The following is a 15,959-nucleotide window of genomic DNA, read 5'->3' as shown; positions in this document are numbered from 1 at the left end:
CCCGGTTACCGCTTGAGGATCCCCAGCGCTTCGTCGTGCACCCGGCCGTTGGTCGACAGGGCGCTGCCGTTGTCGTACCGCTCGACGCCGTCGAGGTCGCTGAACCGGCCGCCGGCTTCGGTGACGATCACCTGGGCCGCCGCGACGTCCCACGGGTTCACGATGCACTCCGCCGCCACGTCCAGCGCGCCCTCCGCCACCAGCACGTGGTGCCAGAAGTCGCCGAACGCGCGGGACTCCCAGCACGCGTTCACCAGGTCCAGGTACTTCTCGCGGGAGTGGTACTCGACCCACGAGTTCAGGTCCGTTGTGGACAGATAGGCGTCCGAAAGGGAAGAAACCCCGGAAACCGACAACCGCCGCGTCCCGGCCGAATCGCTCGAGAACGCCCCCGATCCCGCAGCCGCCCACCAGCGACGGCCCAGCAGCGGGGCGCTGATCATGCCGACGACCGGGTCGCCGTCGGACACGAGCGCGATGAGCGTCGCCCAAACGGGTACTCCGCGGAGGAAGTTCTTGGTGCCGTCGATGGGGTCGAGCACCCACGCCCGGCCGGTCGCGGCCGACCCGCCGCGCTCCTCGCCGAGCACCGCATCGGCCGGGCGCTCGGCCGCCAGCAGCGCGCGGATCGCGTCCTCGACCGCGGTGTCCGCGTCGGTCACCGGGGTGCGGTCGGGCTTGCGCTCCACCGCCAGATCCAGCGCGCGGAAGCGGTCGGTCGTGATGGCGTCGGCGGCGTCAGCCAGCCGGGTGGCGAGAGCCAGATCATCTTCGTAGCCAGGCACGGTCACGATGGTTTCACGCCCCCGCGCCGTAGAGTTGGCCAGGTGAGCATGGTCCTACTCGCCGAAGACGATCCGGCTATCGCCGAACCGCTCTCCCGCGCCCTCGAACGTGAGGGATACGAGATCCACGTCGTCACCGACGGCCCTTCGGTGCTCGACGCCACCGCCGCCCAGCGCGTCGACCTGCTCGTGCTCGACCTCGGCCTGCCCGGGATGGACGGGCTCGAGGTGTGCCGCCGCCTGCGCGCGAACGGCACCGAGCTGCCCGTCCTGATGCTCACCGCCCGCACCGACGAGGTCGACTTCGTCGTCGGCCTGGACGCGGGCGCCGACGACTACGTCGCCAAGCCGTTCCGGCTCGCCGAGCTGCTGGCCCGGATCCGCGCGCTGCTGCGGCGCCGGGTGCCCGAGGTGCTCGAGGCCGGCGGCGTGCGGATGGACCTCGGGGCCCGCCTGGTCACGGTCGACCTGCACGAGGTCCAGCTGGCCAACAAGGAGTTCGAGCTGCTGCGCGTGCTGATGACCCGCGCCGGGCAGGTCGTCAGCCGCGACGAGATCCTCGCCGAGGTCTGGAACGACCTCGAGTCGAAGACGTCCAAGACGCTCGACATGCACATGTCGTGGCTGCGCCGGAAGCTCGCCATCGCCGCCGACGAGGCCGCCGGCCGGACCAGCAAGACCCACGACGGCGAACGGCGGATCGCGACCGTCCGCGGCGTCGGCTTCCGCTTCAACGCCGAATAGCCGCCGACCACCGTGCGCCGCCGCATCCTGCTGGCCATCCTGCTCGCCGTCGCCGTCACCGCGGCGGTCCTCGGCATCCCGCTGGGCATCGTGGCGAGCTGGCAGATCGAGTCGAGCTACCGCGAAACCCTCGCCGAAAACGCCCGGGCGGCGGCCGCGATCCTCGACACCGAGATCGCCAACGGCCAGGAGATCGACCTCGACCAGGTGCGCGCCGCGGTCCCGGCGAACGGGCTGCTCACCGTGCGGGCCAGTGGCCAGCAGGAGAAGCGCTACGGCAGCGACCCCGGCGCCGACACCGTCACCGAGACGGCCGACCTGGCCCGCGACGGCAAGGTCGAGATCGCCGTCCCGGCCGGCCCGATGCACGAGCGGCAGACGACGGTGACGCTCGTCGTCGTGCTGCTGGTGCTGCTGTCGATCGGCACCGGCGCGGTGGTGGCGATCGCGACGGCGCGGCGGCTGGCGAAGCCGCTGCGGCACGTCGCCGAACGCGCGGCCCGCCTCGGTGGCGGCGACTTCCGGCCCGATCCGAGCCGCTACGGCGTCGGCGAGCTCGACATGGTCGCCGAGGCGCTGGACGCGTCCGGCACCGCGCTCGCCCAGCTCGTGCAGCGGGAACGCCAGCTCGTCGGCGACGTCTCGCACCAGCTGCGCAGCCGGCTGACGGCGTTGCAGCTGCGGCTGGAACCGCTCACCGTGCACCCGGACGACGAGGTGGCCGACGAATCGAAAGCCGCCCAGGAGCAGGCCGACCGGCTCGCCGAGGCGCTCGACGAGCTGCTGGCGGCGGCGCGCGCGGCCCGCGAGGTCGGGGCCGAGCCGATGGACCTGCCGACGCAGCTGCCCGCGATGGCGCAGGAGTGGCGCGAGCTGCTCCGCTCGGAGGGCCGCAACCTGCGGATGCGGGTGGCCGACGGGCTGATGGCGCGGGCGACCCCCGGCCGGCTCCGCGAGGTCATCGGGGTGCTGCTGGACAACGCGCTGCGCCACGGCTCGGGCACGGTGAACCTGGTCGCCCGCCGCGGCGACGCCGAGGGCACCGTGGTGATCGAGGTCAGCGACACCGGCTCCGGGGTACCCGACGAGCTCGCCCCGCACATCTTCGAACGCGGCTTCTCCGGCGGCGGCTCCACCGGCGTCGGGCTGGCGCTGGCCCGGGCACTGGTCGAGGCCGACGGCGGCCGCCTGGAGCTGTCGAACCGCCGTCCGGCCGTGTTCAGCCTGTTCCTCAAGGTGCCGCGGCCCACCGACGTCCCCGAGGTGCGCTGGCCCGCCGAACGCGTCCCGCGCTAAGCGGCTTCGGGATCGCCCGTGACGAGCAGGACGAACCCGGCCCGCGCGGGCATGCCCAGGCTCGTCCACAGGCTCGACGGATCGGTCCGGGCCAGGCGCAGCCGCAGCGGCGGGCCGCCCGCCGGGAGCCGGTCGGCGGCGAGCACCGCGCGCAACGCGGCGTCGAGCAGATCGTGTTCCTCGCGGACCTCCCGGCCCCGCGCGGTGACGAGGTAGGAAAGCGCGCAGCGCTGGGCCGCGCGCTTCCCTTCCCCCTCGTCTCCTTCGCCGACGGCGTCGTGCAGCGCGAAGAGGAACAGCTCCACGCTCCGCACCGGTGACTCCGTCTGCCAGGCCGGCTTCGGCGGATCGAGCCGGAGCTGCGTCCCCGCCGGCAGGCAGGGCCGCAGCAGCCGGCACAGTGCCTCGTCGACCTGGGCGATCATGGGTCAGATCAACCCTTCACGCAGGGCGTACGCGACCGCGTGCGATCGGTTGCGCAGCTGGAACCGGTTCGTCACGTCGTGCAGGATGCTCTTCACCGTGCGCTGCGAGTAGCACAGCTGGTCGGCGATCTCCTGCGTCGAAAACCCCGACGCGACGAGCCGGAGCACTTCGGTTTCCCGGTTGCTCATGCCGCCCAGGTGCAGGCCGCGCGGCTCGAGCACCTGGCGCTGCAGGCGGGAAACCCGGTTCAGCAGCCGCCCGAGCAGGTCGGGCGGCAGTGCGCCCTCCCCGGCCGCGGCGGCCTTGATCAGCCGGACGAGAACCTCCGGCCCGGCGTCGGCGCGGCGGGCGACCGCGCAGACCCCGTGCTCGACGGCGTTGAGGATCTCGTTGTCGTCGACCTCGCCCGCGACCAGCACGATGCGGGTGAAGCCCTGGTGGTGCAGCGCGGACAGCAGCTGGGTCATCGTCTCGTCGAGCCGGTCGGCGACCAGCAGCACGACGACGTCCGCGTCGGCGGACTCCTCGTCCACCACCCGGACGTCGTCTCGTGAACGCAGTGCCATGCAGACGCCGTTGTGCAGGATCGGATCGGTGGCGCGAACCACCACCGGCGTCCGGTCGGTTTCGAACATCGTCACCCATTCCCCTCGAACGGTGCGAGAGTCCCACCCCTCACCGTGACCACCCTGCCCGCCGAGGTGTCCCGGGCACATGGGACCGGCGTCCCGATGTTGCCCGGACGGTCTGCCCGTCAGGACCGGCCGAGTCCGGCGTCGCGGGCGCGGACGATCGCCTCCGCCCGGTCGGCGACGTGGAGCTTGGCGAAGACGTTCGAGATGTGGTTGCGCACGGTCTTGGGGCTCAGGCACAGCGAATGCGCGATGACGCTGTTGCTGTGGCCGGCCGCGATCAGCGCGAGCACCTCCCGCTCGCGCCCGGTCAGCTCCGGGAACACCGGCTCGCTGGCGGCCGGCGGCGGCTGGTTGAAGAAACCGAGCACGCGGTTCGCGATGTCCGGGCCGAAGATGGCTTCGCGCCGGGCGACCGCCTGGACGGCGCGGATGATCTCGTCCGGCTCGGCGTCCTTGAGCAGGTAGCCCCGGGCACCGGCACGCATCGCCGCGAAGACCGACTCGCTCTCGTCGGCCATCGTCAGCATCAGCACGCCGGTGTCCGGGCTCGCCGTCACGATGTGCCGGGTCGCCTGGATCCCGGACAGGTCGGGCAGGTGCAGGTCCATGACCACGACGTCCGGGCGCAGCGCGGCCGCGGCGTCGACCGCGTTCGCGCCGCTGGCAGCCTCGCCGACAACCTCGATGCCGGGTTCGGCGGCCAGCAGGGTGCACACGCCGAACCGGAACAGGGGGTGGTCGTCCACGACGAGGACGCGCAGGCCGTCGGCCATCCGGTCACCTCCCCGTCGTCACCCCCGGTAATGGTAGGTGAACGCGGCCGTATTCTCACGCGCCCAATCGGCGAAGGTCAGCGGCGGCCTGCCGAGCAGCCGCTCGACGGTGTCGAACACGACGTGTTCGTGCGCGGCCGACTCGCGCTTCAGCGCGAAGAAGCCGTCGATGGCCTGCGCGGGCCAGCCGTACTGCCGCGTCATGCGGTCACGAGTCGCGCTTTCGGGTTCTTCGACGTGCTTCAGCGGACGGCCGAGGGCTTCGGACAGGATCTCGACCTGCTGCGCCGTGGTGAGGGCTTCGCCGCCGGTCAGCTCGTAGGTCGCGCCTTCGTGGCCGGACGTCGTGAGCGCGAGCGTCGCGACCGCGGCGATGTCCCGGACGTGGACCAGCGCGGACGCCGGGTCGCCTTCGGGCACGTACACGGCGTTCTCTTCGCGGACCGAGCCCAGCCAGGCGAACCGGTTGTCCATGAACGCGCCGGGCCGCAGGATCGTCCAGGCGGGCCCGGCTTCGCGGATCGCCTGCTCGGCTTCGGCGTGGGCGCGGGTGATCGGGTCGTTCTGTCCGAAGTGGACACCCGTGGTGGACAGTTTGACGAGGTGGGCGACGCCGGCCTGGGCCGCCGCCTGCGCCACGGCGGCTTCGCGGCCGGCACTGGCGCCTTGGGTCAGCACGAACACGCGGTCCGCGCCGTCGAGCAGCGCGGGCAGGTCCGCGGTGTCGAGGTCACCTCGGACGGTTTCGGCTCGCGGATCGATCCGGGCCTTCGCCGGGTCGCGGGTCAGGGCGCGGACGGCGGCGCCGGCGTCCAGGAGGGCGGGGACGAGGGCGCGGCCGACCTTGCCGGTGGCGCCGAGGACGAAGATCATCGTGGTTCTCCTGATCAGTGGTGGGTGCGGAGCGGCACGTGCGGCAGCGCGAACGCCGTGACGAGGGCGAGCGCGAGCACGGGCAGCAGGGTGAGGAACACGCCGTGGGTGCCGGAACCGGCGGTGTACACGGCGCCGAGCGCGACCGGGCCGAGTGCCGAGCCGAGCGCGCGGGCGAGGTTGACGCCGGCGGCGACCGCGCCGCGGTCCGCCGGTGGCGCGGTGTTCTGCGTGGCCATGGCGAGGACCTGCAGGTTCAGCCCGGCGGCGAGCCCGAAGACGACGAGGCAGCCGAGGACCTGCGGCAGCTCGTCGAAGACCGTCAGGCCGAGCACCGCGAGCAGGCCGAGCGCCATGCTCGTCCGCGGCGCCCAGCGGTAGGCGCCGGTGCGGGCGATGACCTTGCTCGCGACGACGGACGAGAGCGACACGGCGAGCGTCATCGGCACCAGCCGCAGCCCGCCTTCCGCCGGGCCGGCGTCGGCCTGCAGGTAGACCGCGATGTAGTTGACCGAGCCCAGGAACGCGAACCCGGCCAGCACGCTGAGCAGCACGGACACGGTGAACGTCCGGTCGCGGAACAGCTTCGGCGGCAGCACGGGCGCCGCGGCCCGTCGTTCGACGAGGACGAAGGCGACGGCGGCCGCAGTGCCGAGGCCGATCGACCACGGCGTGAGCAGCGTGAACCCGGTGATGGCCACGCCGAGCAGGGCCACGCCGGCGAAGTCGAACGGCGCTTCGCGGCGCCGGACCGGCAGGTCGAGGCAGCGGACCAAGACGACCATCGCGGCCAGCCCGAGCGGCAGGTTGACCAGGAAGATCGACCGCCACCCGGCGAGGCCGGTGAGCAGGCCGCCGACGACCGGACCGGCGAGCGAAGCGACGGCGAAGCAGATCGAGAACCACCCGAAGTACTTCGCGCCTTCGCGAGGCGTGAACATTTCGCCCAGCGAAGCGCCGACGGAGACGAAGAGGCCGCCGGAGCCGGCGCCCTGCAGCACGCGTCCGGCGATCAGCAACGCCGCCGACGGCGCGAGTCCGCAGGCGAGCGAGCCGAGCAGGAAGAGGGCGAGGGCGCCCAGGAGCACGCGTTTGCGGCCGAAGACGTCACCGAGCTTGCCGTAGAGCGGCGCGGTGACGCTGCCGGCGAGCAGGTAGGCGGTGGTGACCCAGGCGTAGGCCCCGGTCCCGCCGAACTCGGCGGCGATCCGCGGCAGCGCGGTGGCGACGACCTGGGCGTCGAGCATCGCGAGGAAGACGGACAGGAACAGGCCCGCGAGGGCAGGGTTGAGGGCGCGCGAAGGCGCGGTTGTGGTCAAGAAGAGTCCTCGTGAAGAAGGGACGAGAGAAGGCGGACGTGCTCAGGGCACGTCCCGTCGAGTCGGGAAAAGGCTCCATCGTCATCCGCGGACGGATGCGACCTCTTCGCGCTCGGAAACCACCTCGAATCGTCCCGCTCGCCCGGCCGAACCCGGACGGCGTCCTCACGAAGGAACACTGACGAGGATGACTGTAGACAACTACATGTCAGAAGACAAGTAGTTTGCCGGAACCCGGTTCAGCGCAGGCGGGTGACCTGGTCGTTGTCCCGCCGCCGCTGGCCCAGCTCGTCCGGGAACACCCACTTCTTGAAGCCCCAGAACCGGAAGAACATCGCCAGCAGCATGCCGATGATCGACCCGCTCGCGAAGTCGGCCACCTCCTGCACCAGCCGCGTCACGTGCGGGACCTCGAGGTCGAGGACGTACCGCGAGACGTACAGCGGGATCAGGTTGACCACGACCGCGATCCCGCTGATCACGAAGAACAGCGTGGCCTCGTGCGCCCGCTCCCGGCCGCCGCGGGTGCGGAACGACCACTCGCGGTTGAGGATGTAGGACACGATGGTCGCGACGATGATCGCGATGGCCTTGGCGGTGGTCGGCTTCGACTCCAGCACCGAGAGCTTGAGCAGGTACCAGACCCCGTTGTCGACCAGGAACGTCGTGCCGCCCACGATCGCGAACTTCAGCAGCTCCCGGTGCTTGATCAGCACCGAACGCAGTGGTTCCGGCGTGCGCTTGAGCACGGTTTCCACAACGGTCACACCACGCAGTCTAGGAGCACATCGCGTTGACCTGTGGCTCAGGCGGCTTTCCGGTCCTGAATGTCCGGATCCTCCGCCGGCGCGGCGAGGTCACGGGCCGCTTCCTCCGGGAAAACCCACTTCTTGAAGGCCCACCAGCGGAACAGCGTGCCCAGCAGCGTGCCGATGACGATGCCGCTGACGAAGTCGGCCACCTCGACCCCGAACGGCGAGAGCCGCGGCGCCTGCAGGTCCAGCACGTACCGCGAGAACCACTGCGGCAGCGCGTTCAGGCCCAGTGCGATGCCGCTGAACAGGAAGAACAGTGCTGCCTCGTGGGCCCGCTCCCGGCCGCCGCGGGTGCGGAACGACCACTCGCGGTTGGCGACGTAGGAGAAGATCGTCGCGACGAGGACCCCGAGGATCAGCGCCGTCACCGGGTGGGTCCGCAGCACGGTGAACTTCAGGCCGTAGTTGACGGACATCGTGATCACGAAGCTGATCCCGCCGACAACGGCGAAGCGGAGGAGCTCGCGATGCTTTTTCAGCAGCTCGCGCACCGCGCGGACGCTACCCGGTCAGCCAGCCGAAAGCCCTTTCGGGGGTGACGGTGGGCTGCTGGGCCGCCGGTTTGCTGCTGGGCCGTGGCGGCGCGCTCGTGGTGGTCGTCGACTTCGGGGGCGTCGTCGACGGCTTGGTCTTCGTCGTCGCCGGCGGGGTGGCCGACGGCTTCGACGGGGCCGGCTTCGAGGGCTTCGACGGCGTCGTCGAGGACGTGGTCGTCGGTACGGGGTCCTTGCCGCACCAGTGGTGCCAGCACCCGAAGTCCACGGTCACCGGCGGCGCCGACGCCTTGCCGAGCCGCCCGGTGATCGTCACGCGCCCGTCGTCGGGACGGCCCTTCAGCCGCACCCACAGGTTGACGTGCTGGCCGGGCGCGAGCGCGTTCTTCGTCGTGCAGGTCGCGCCACCGGACGTCGTCGTGCAGGGGAAGCCGCGCAGGCTCCACCACTGCCACAGCGGGTGGTCGAAGGTGACCGTGACCGGCTTGGTCGTCTCGCCGGTGTTGCGGACCCGCACGTAGACCAGCGGGTTGCGGGTCCAGGGGAACGCCGAGAGCCCGTCGCCCTGGGCTTCCAGGACCACGGCGTCCGGCGGCTGCTTCACGGTGACCTTGACGCTCACCGCGACGTTGATCTTCACACCGGCGGTGACCGACCCGGTGACCGTGCCGCCCTCGGCGGTCGCGTCGGCGGCCAGCCGGAAGTTCAGCGTCGCGCTCTCGCCCGGCTGCAGCCCGGCGCCGGTCTTGCAGGTGACCGTGCCGCTGCCGCCCGGGCAGTCGACCGTGATCGGCCCGGTGGCCTGCGCGAGTGCCATCGGCGCGCCGCCGCCGCCCGCGCCGACCGCGTGCACGCCCGGCGGCAGTTTCAGCGCGACGGCCACCGGCTCGGACGGGCTGCCGCCGTTGTTCCGCACGGTGATCGGCAGGTTCGCCGCGGAGCCGGGGCTGAGTTCGAGGCCGTCCGGCGGGGTCGTCGCGGACATCGACGGCGGCGCCGGGGTGGGCGGGGCCGGCGTGGGGGCCGGGGTCGGCTGCGGCGCCGGCGCGGGTGGTGCGACCGGCGGCGGCGCGGGCTCGACCGACGGAGCCGGGGGCGGGGCGGGCGGCTGCGGCGGCGCGGGGGGAGCCGGCGGCTGGGGTTTCGGCGCGGGCGGCTCGACCGGCTGGGTGGCGGGGGGCGGCACCTGGGCCGCGACGGGGATGTCCTGCGCCCCGCCCCCGGCGGTGAGCGCGATGACGACGGCCGCGACGACCGCCGTGCCGGCGGCGGCGAGCCCGGCGAACTGGCGGGGTCCCGTGGCGGCGGCCCCCGCGGCCGCGCCGGCCTTGCCCCCGGCCGCGGCGGCACCGGCGGCGGCCGCTCCGGCCGCCGCCGCGGTGGCCGCGCTCGCCTTCGCGGCGCCGATCGTGGCGAGGTAGCCGAGCGCCGCGCCGCCCAGGACGATCGGGGCGATGATCGCGCGCAGGCCGCCGTTGACGTCGGCGAGCTCCGCGGCCAGCGCCCGGCAGCTCTCGCACTCGTCGAGGTGGTTCTCGACCTGGGCGCGTTCGCGCTTGGACAGCCCGTCGCGGGTCCACGCGCCGAGCCGCTCGGCGCAGGCGCGGCAGCGTTCCTCGGCGTTCTCCTGCAGGTGGACCTGCAGGTACGCCTGGCGCAGCCCTTCGCGGGCGCGGTAGGCCAGCGCCGACACGCCGTTCGCGGTCAGCCCCAGCAGCGGCGCGACCTCGGCGGGGCTCTGCTGCTCGATCTCGGTGTGCCAGAGCACCGCCTGCCAGCGTTCGGGCAGCCGCGCGAAGGCCTTCGCGGCCATCGTCCGCTCGAGCCCGGCGACGGCGGTGTCGGAGAACGGCACGGTCAGCGCCTCGGCCGCGGCGCCGCCGACCTCGGTCATGTCCTCGTTGAGGTCGACCCGGCGTTCCTTGCGGGTGCGGTCGTACGCGGTGTGACGCAGGGCGGTCAGCAGGTACGCCCGGAAGGCTGTGTCCGGGCCCTTGCCACCACGGAGCGTGTCGAGCACCTTCGCGAACGCCTCGGACACGAGGTCGTCGGCTTCGGAGCTCGAGCGGGCCAGCTGACGGGCCAGGTTGTGGGCCGCACCGGTGTGCCGTTCGTAGAGCGCCCCGTACGACGCGATCTTCCCGGCACGGACGTCCGCGATCAGTTCGGCGTCACTCTTTCCGCTGAGATCGGCGGGAACGGTGGACACGGCACTCCTCGGTCAGCTAGGGCCATGACCTGCCATTACGGGCCGGTCCGTGGCGCGAGACCAGTGTGACTGACCCACCCCGGGTGGTCACGTCGTGGTCGGGGTGTTGACTCCGTCGGCGGAGCAAAATCACCCACCCTCGGGTGGCGGGGGTGAAAAAGCTCCGGAAACAAATCTCGCCAGTACGCGTCACGGGGTCCGCCGAGGGACGTCCTCACCGTGAAGCACCGGCAAGATCGACACGACCGGACGGAAGGAGCGGGTGGCCAGTGGATGTTCCGGCAACCGGTACGCGCTCCGGCTCCGGTGACGTTCCGTCCGCTCCCCAGGCCGAACGTGACCGCTCGCTCCGCGCGCTGCGGGCCCGCTGGCGCACGGCCAGCCTGGCCGCGGGCTGGCGCTTCCCGAGCGACTGGGCCCTGCCCGAGGTCGACGCCGTCTGCGCGGCCGTGATGACCAAGGGCCGCGTCGAAGCCGCCGAAACCGCGCTGGCCGGGCTGGCCAGGGCGCGGGCGGCGGCCGGTGCGGGGCTCGCCGAGACGCTCACCGACCTCGCCGCGCTGCACGCGGTGCTCGACCACGGCGGCGACGGCTTCGTCTCGCCCGACGTCGACGCCACGCCGGCCCGGCTGCTGCGGACCACCGCGCTGGCCTGGGCCGACGTCGCCACCGACCAGCTCGTGCACACCGAGGTTACCGACCCGCTGACCGGCCTGCCCTCGGCCGCCTACCTGCGCACCCGGCTCGTGGAGGTCTACCGCGCGGCCACCGCGCGCGAGCGGCCTGCGGCGGAGGACCACGTGCTGCTGGTCGTCTCGCTCGACCTCAGCGCCGTCGCCGGGTTCCCGCGGCTGACCGGGATGATCCTGGTCGCCGACGCGCTGCGGGCGGTGTTCGACAGCGGCCAGAGCGTCGCTTCGCTCGGGCCGTCCGTCGTCGCCGCCCTCGTGCCGAAGGACGAGAGGGTCGCTTCGCACGGCGTCGCGCTGCGAAGGGCGTTGCACGAGCGGCTGTCGGTCGACTCCCAGCTCGCGGACGTCGGCCGGCCCCGGGTCTCCGCGGTCCGGCTGCCGGCCACCCACGAGCTGGCCTGTGACCTGCTGGCCCACCTGGGACGGGCGTAGAACGGGCGAAAAGTCCGGTTCCCGCCGGACCCTTCCTGACCTGGACCGGACCGGTCATGATTTCCTGGTGCGGTGACCCCGACCGTAACCTCCGACGTCGACGGCGAAGTCGCGGCCAGATCCCAGCACCGCCTGGCCCTGCGGAAGTCACTCGCCCGCCTGTCCGTCCGCCCGCGGTCGATCCTGATCCTGTCGGTGATCCCGCTGGTCGCGATCGGGTACGGCATCTGGGGCTGGCAGCACGACTGGGTGCTCGGCGTCGACAGCGCGGTCTACCGGGCGGGCGCGCTGACGCTGCTGCACGGCGACTCCCTCTACGACGCGAACACCCTGGCCGACGAGCCGTGGTGGGCGCTGCTGCCGTTCACCTACCCCCCGACGGCGGCGCTGATCTTCATCCCGCTCGCCGCCTTCCCGACGCAGATCTCGTGGGGCCTGATCACCGCCGTCTCCCTGATGGCGATGGCCCTGTCGATCCGGATCGCGATCGGGGCACTGCCCCGCCCGGCCGCGGACGGGCCGCGCTGGTGGGCCTCGCCCGCCCGCTCGACCATCGTGTTCTTCCTGGTCTTCCTCGCCCTCGAACCGGTGTGGCGGACGATCTTCCTCGGCCAGATCAACCTGATCCTGATGGCCATGATCCTGCTGGACATGCTGGTCATCGGCGCCCGCGGCAGCCGGTGGGGCGGGGTGCTGGTGGGCGTCGCGGCGGCGATCAAGCTCACGCCGCTGGTGTTCCTCGGGCACCTGTTCATCACCGGCCGCCGCAAGGACGCGCTGCGCGGCCTCGCGACGTTCGTCGTGCTCCAGGGCCTGATGTTCCTGATCAACGCGCACGACGCGGCCAAGTACTGGACCATCACGCTGCCGGACACCGGCCGGATCGGGCCGGTGCACTGGGCGGGCAACCAGTCGCTCAACGCCCTGATGAACCGGGCCACCGACCTCGCGCCGTGGGCGTCGAAGGCCGCGATGGGCATCGGGTTCCTGCTCGCCATCCCGGCGCTGTGGCTGCTGGTCCGGTTCCACCGCAAGGGCCAGGCGCTGGCCGCGCTGCTCGTCACCGCGTTCTGGACGCTGCTGATCTCGCCGATCTCGTGGACCCACCACTGGGTCTGGGTGGTCCCGCTGATCGTGCTGCTCGTGTCGCGGCTGCCGAAGACCACGCCGGCCACGGCGTGGCGGCGCTGGGTCGGGACCGGCCTGGTGGCCTTCGTGTTCGTCAGCTGCGTGCTGCTGATCCTGCCGAACGGCCGCAACGTCGAGCTGCACTGGAAGGTGTGGCAGAACATCCTGGGGGACGCGTACATCCTCATGCCGCTGGTGCTGGCCGCGGCGCTGATCCTGCGCTGGGGCCTGCAGCGGCGGGCCCGGAAGAAGGCGGCTTCGGACGAGCATGTCGACGTCGCGACCGGCGGCTGAGGCGCGGACCGGCTGGGTTCTCGCCGGGGGGATCGCGCTTCTCGTCTTCGTTCTCGGGGTGGTCGCCTGGCTGGCCGGCTGGCACCTGGGCGCGGACAGCGCCGTGTACCGCGCCGGCGCGCTGACGCTGCTGCACGGCGACCCGCTCTACACGCGGGACGTGCTGACGGCGTTGCCGGACTGGGTGCGGCTGCCGTTCACCTACACGCCGGCCGCCGCGCCGCTGTTCCTGCCGCTCGCGCTGGTGCCGTCGGGCCTGGTCTGGGGCGTGATCGCGGTTTTGTCGGTGGTCGCCCTTATCGTCGTCATCACGGTGGTTTCGTCGTCGCCGGGGCGCTCACCCGCGTGGTGGGCGCTGCCGGCGGGAACGGCCGCCGCGCTGGCGCTGGAACCGGTGTGGAAGACGCTGTTCCTGGGCCAGATCAACTTGATACTGATGGCGTTCGTGGTGCTGGACGTCCTGGTGCTGTCGGCGCGCGACAGTGCTGATGGGCCCTCAGCGGGAAAGCGTGCTCCGGGCCGCCGCTGGGCGGGCGTGCTGATCGGCGTGGCGGCGGCGATCAAGCTGACCCCGCTGATCTTCGTGCCGCACCTGTTCTTCACGGGCCGGTGGAAGGACGGGCTGCGGGCGGTGGGCACGTTCGTGGCGCTCGAGGCGGTGATGTTCGCGGTCATCCCGGTCGACGCGGCGCGGTTCTGGCGGGATTCGGCGACCGACCCGAGCCGGGTCGGCTCGGTGCACTGGATCTTCAACCAGTCGCTCAACGGGCTGGTCAACCGGGCTTCGGAGCTGGCCCCCTGGTCGCTGGCGGTGGCGGTCGGCGTGGCGGTGGTGCTCGCCGTGCCCGCGGTGTGGCTGGTCGTGCGGCTGCACCGGCGTGGCGAGGACGCGGCCGCGCTGCTGGTCACGGCGTTCTACGGGCTGCTGCTGTCGCCCGTGTCGTGGTCGCACCACTGGGTCTGGTGCGTGCCGTTGCTCACGCTGCTGGTGGTGAAGGCGCGGTGGTGGGCCGCGGCGGCGGTCGCGCTGCTGTTCGTCTCGCAGATCGTGATGCTGGTGCCCAACGGCGGCGACACGGAGTTCGGCTGGGGCCTGGGCTGGTCGGTCCTCGGCAACCTCTACGTGCTCGCGGCGGCGGGCGGGATCCTCGGGCTCGCGGCGCGTGAGCTACGTCTGGCCCGGCGGTCACCGCAGGTCGTCACCATGTGCCAATCCGGCTGAAAGCAGGCGGACACGCACCGGAGCCGGCCCGCTCACGGCACCCGTTCCGCCGTGACTGCCAGCCGGATTGGCAAAAGTCGACACAGTAGGCTGAGCGCGCTATGGACAAACACACCGGTCTGCCCGTCGTGGGCATGGTGGGCGGCGGCCAGCTCGCCCGGATGACCCACCAGGCGGCGATCTCCCTCGGTCAGTCCCTGCGCGTGCTCGCCGCGGGCGAGAACGAAGCCGCGGGGCTCGTCGCGGGCGACGTCGTGCTCGGCCACCACACCGACCTCGAGGCGCTGCGTTCGTTCGCGGCCTCCGTCGACGTCCTCACGTTCGACCACGAGCACGTGCCGGGTGAGCACCTGCTGACGCTGGCGATGGAGGGCTACGTCATCCGGCCGGCGCCGGCCGCGCTGGGCTTCGCGCAGAACAAGCTGGTGATGCGCGAGATGATGGCCGGCCTCGGCGTGCCGGGTCCTGCCTTCGCCGAGGTGTCCACTGTGGACGACGTGCTGGCGTTCGGCGGCGAGCACGGCTGGCCGGTGGTGCTCAAGGCGTCGACCGGCGGCTACGACGGCCGCGGCGTCTGGATGCTGGACACCGCGCGGCACGCCCGCGAGACCGTGCCGGAGCTCCTGGAAGCGGGCACCGCCCTGCTGGTCGAGGAGAAGGTGGCGATGCGGCGGGAGCTGTCCGCGCTCGTCGCCCGCTCGCCCTTCGGCCAGGGCGCGGCGTACCCGGTGGTCGAGACGGTCCAGACCGGCGGCATCAACACCGAGGTGCTGGCCCCGGCGCCGGGGCTGTCGCCGGAGCGGGTGCACGAGGCCCACGACCTGGCGCTGCGGATCGCGTCGACGCTGGACGTCACCGGCCTGCTGGCGGTCGAGCTGTTCGAGACCGACACCGGGCTGCTGGTCAACGAGCTCGCGATGCGTCCCCACAACTCCGGGCACTGGACCATGGACGGCGCGCGCACGTCGCAGTTCGAGCAGCACCTGCGGGCGGTGCTCGACTACCCGCTGGGCCGGACGGACCTGATCGCGCCCGCGTGCGTGATGGCGAACGTGCTGGGTGCGCCGGTGCTGCCCGAGATGGGGCCGGACGAGCGGCTGCACCACCTGTTCGCGCGGTACCCGGAGGCGCGGGTGCACCTCTACGGCAAGGAGGAGCGGCCGGGGCGCAAGCTCGGGCACGTGAACTTCACCGGCGAGCGCATGGAGGACCTGCGCGACCGCGCGCTGCTTTCGGCGCACTGGCTGTCCCACGCCGTCTGGCTCGACGGCTACGAAATCCACTAGGAGATCAGGTATGGCGCCGCAGGTGGGCGTGATCATGGGCAGCGACTCGGACTGGCCGGTGCTGGAGGCGGCCGGCGCGGCGCTGGACGAGTTCGGCGTCGAGTACGAGGTCGGCGTCTACTCGGCGCACCGCACGCCGCAGCGCATGCTGGACTACGCGACATCGGCGGCCACGCGCGGCCTGAAGGTGATCATCGCGGGTGCAGGCGGCGCGGCGCACCTGCCGGGCATGGTCGCCTCGGCGACGGTGCTCCCGGTGATCGGCGTCCCGGTGCCGCTGAAGTACCTCGACGGCATGGACTCGCTGCTGTCGATCGTCCAGATGCCGGCGGGCGTCCCGGTGGCCACGGTCTCGGTGGGCGGCGCGCGCAACGCGGGCCTCCTGGCGGTCCGCATCCTGGCGGCCGCCGACGAAGACCTGCGCGCGAAGATGGCGCGGTTCCAGGCGGACCTGGAGAAGCTGGTCCTGGACAAGGACGCGGCACTGCGCGAGAAGACGGGCCACTAGCCGGACCGGCCGCGCGGGAGCGGCGGGC

16 protein-coding genes are annotated in these 15,959 nt (G+C 72.4%); 7 read left to right on the top strand and 9 right to left on the bottom strand.

The genetic code is table 11. The annotated features are described in order from the left end of the window. Nucleotides 1-5: 5 nt before the first annotated feature. Entirely contained in the window at nucleotides 6-791 is a 786-nt protein-coding gene (gene hisN, locus ACH54P_RS24540) for a histidinol-phosphatase (RefSeq protein WP_489905726.1), read from the bottom strand. A 42-nt stretch (nucleotides 792-833) separates the two neighbouring features. Between hisN and ACH54P_RS24535 the strand changes: the two genes are divergently transcribed. Both ACH54P_RS24535 and ACH54P_RS24530 read left to right on the top strand, forming a co-directional pair. Continuing rightward, entirely contained in the window at nucleotides 834-1,529 is a 696-nt protein-coding gene (locus ACH54P_RS24535) for a response regulator transcription factor (protein ID WP_247063947.1), read from the top strand. A gap of 12 nt (nucleotides 1,530-1,541) precedes the next feature. Then, a complete protein-coding gene (locus ACH54P_RS24530) occupies nucleotides 1,542-2,825 on the top strand; it encodes an ATP-binding protein (RefSeq protein WP_489905725.1) in 1,284 nt (427 codons plus the stop codon). On the opposite strand, the gene ACH54P_RS24525 is transcribed toward ACH54P_RS24530, so the two are convergent. The 8 genes from ACH54P_RS24525 to ACH54P_RS24490 form a co-directional block, all read right to left on the bottom strand. Then, nucleotides 2,822-3,250, bottom strand: coding sequence for a Pvc16 family protein (locus ACH54P_RS24525; protein WP_489905724.1), 429 nt, complete (start codon nucleotides 3,248-3,250; stop codon nucleotides 2,822-2,824). The genes ACH54P_RS24530 and ACH54P_RS24525 overlap by 4 nt on opposite strands. A 3-nt stretch (nucleotides 3,251-3,253) precedes the next feature. Next, a complete protein-coding gene (locus ACH54P_RS24520; RefSeq protein ID WP_489916610.1) occupies nucleotides 3,254-3,886 on the bottom strand; it encodes a response regulator transcription factor in 633 nt (210 codons plus the stop codon). Between the two features lie 119 nt (nucleotides 3,887-4,005). Then, nucleotides 4,006-4,659, bottom strand: a complete 654-nt coding sequence (locus ACH54P_RS24515) for a response regulator (RefSeq protein ID WP_489905723.1) — start codon at nucleotides 4,657-4,659, stop codon at nucleotides 4,006-4,008. 18 nt (nucleotides 4,660-4,677) lie between these two features. After that, entirely contained in the window at nucleotides 4,678-5,532 is an 855-nt protein-coding gene (locus tag ACH54P_RS24510; RefSeq protein ID WP_489905722.1) for an NAD(P)H-binding protein, read from the bottom strand. Between the two features lie 14 nt (nucleotides 5,533-5,546). Beyond that, nucleotides 5,547-6,851 (bottom strand): MFS transporter, encoded by a 1,305-nt coding sequence (locus ACH54P_RS24505; RefSeq protein ID WP_489905721.1) that lies wholly within the window; start codon nucleotides 6,849-6,851, stop codon nucleotides 5,547-5,549. A 239-nt stretch (nucleotides 6,852-7,090) separates the two neighbouring features. After that, nucleotides 7,091-7,618, bottom strand: coding sequence for a GtrA family protein (locus ACH54P_RS24500; RefSeq protein ID WP_489905720.1), 528 nt, complete (start codon nucleotides 7,616-7,618; stop codon nucleotides 7,091-7,093). A gap of 38 nt (nucleotides 7,619-7,656) precedes the next feature. Then, on the bottom strand, nucleotides 7,657-8,157 hold the full coding sequence (locus ACH54P_RS24495; RefSeq protein ID WP_489905719.1) for a GtrA family protein: 501 nt from the start codon (nucleotides 8,155-8,157) through the stop codon (nucleotides 7,657-7,659). 10 nt (nucleotides 8,158-8,167) lie between these two features. After that, nucleotides 8,168-10,369, bottom strand: a complete 2,202-nt coding sequence (locus tag ACH54P_RS24490) for a sigma-70 family RNA polymerase sigma factor (RefSeq protein WP_489905718.1) — start codon at nucleotides 10,367-10,369, stop codon at nucleotides 8,168-8,170. Nucleotides 10,370-10,638: 269 nt separating this feature from the next. Between ACH54P_RS24490 and ACH54P_RS24485 the strand changes: the two genes are divergently transcribed. From ACH54P_RS24485 to purE, 5 genes are all read left to right on the top strand, one after another. After that, nucleotides 10,639-11,493 (top strand): GGDEF domain-containing protein, encoded by an 855-nt coding sequence (locus tag ACH54P_RS24485; protein WP_489905717.1) that lies wholly within the window; start codon nucleotides 10,639-10,641, stop codon nucleotides 11,491-11,493. A gap of 72 nt (nucleotides 11,494-11,565) precedes the next feature. Continuing rightward, nucleotides 11,566-12,915 (top strand): glycosyltransferase 87 family protein, encoded by a 1,350-nt coding sequence (locus ACH54P_RS24480; protein ID WP_489905716.1) that lies wholly within the window; start codon nucleotides 11,566-11,568, stop codon nucleotides 12,913-12,915. Further along, the gene (locus ACH54P_RS24475) at nucleotides 12,890-14,137 is read left to right on the top strand and encodes a glycosyltransferase 87 family protein (protein WP_489905715.1); all 1,248 of its coding nucleotides are present in this window, start codon (nucleotides 12,890-12,892) and stop codon (nucleotides 14,135-14,137) included. The genes ACH54P_RS24480 and ACH54P_RS24475 overlap by 26 nt, the downstream gene beginning before the upstream one ends. 101 nt (nucleotides 14,138-14,238) lie before the next feature. Continuing rightward, the gene (locus ACH54P_RS24470) at nucleotides 14,239-15,423 is read left to right on the top strand and encodes a 5-(carboxyamino)imidazole ribonucleotide synthase (protein ID WP_489905714.1); all 1,185 of its coding nucleotides are present in this window, start codon (nucleotides 14,239-14,241) and stop codon (nucleotides 15,421-15,423) included. Between the two features lie 10 nt (nucleotides 15,424-15,433). Beyond that, a complete protein-coding gene (gene purE, locus ACH54P_RS24465) occupies nucleotides 15,434-15,931 on the top strand; it encodes a 5-(carboxyamino)imidazole ribonucleotide mutase (RefSeq protein ID WP_489905713.1) in 498 nt (165 codons plus the stop codon). Nucleotides 15,932-15,959 lie beyond the last annotated feature (28 nt).

This window comes from Amycolatopsis sp. N2S4-7 (assembly GCF_058119595.1).
The sequence above is the reverse complement of the archived record's forward strand: the minus strand, read 5'-3'. Positions and strand labels throughout refer to the sequence as shown.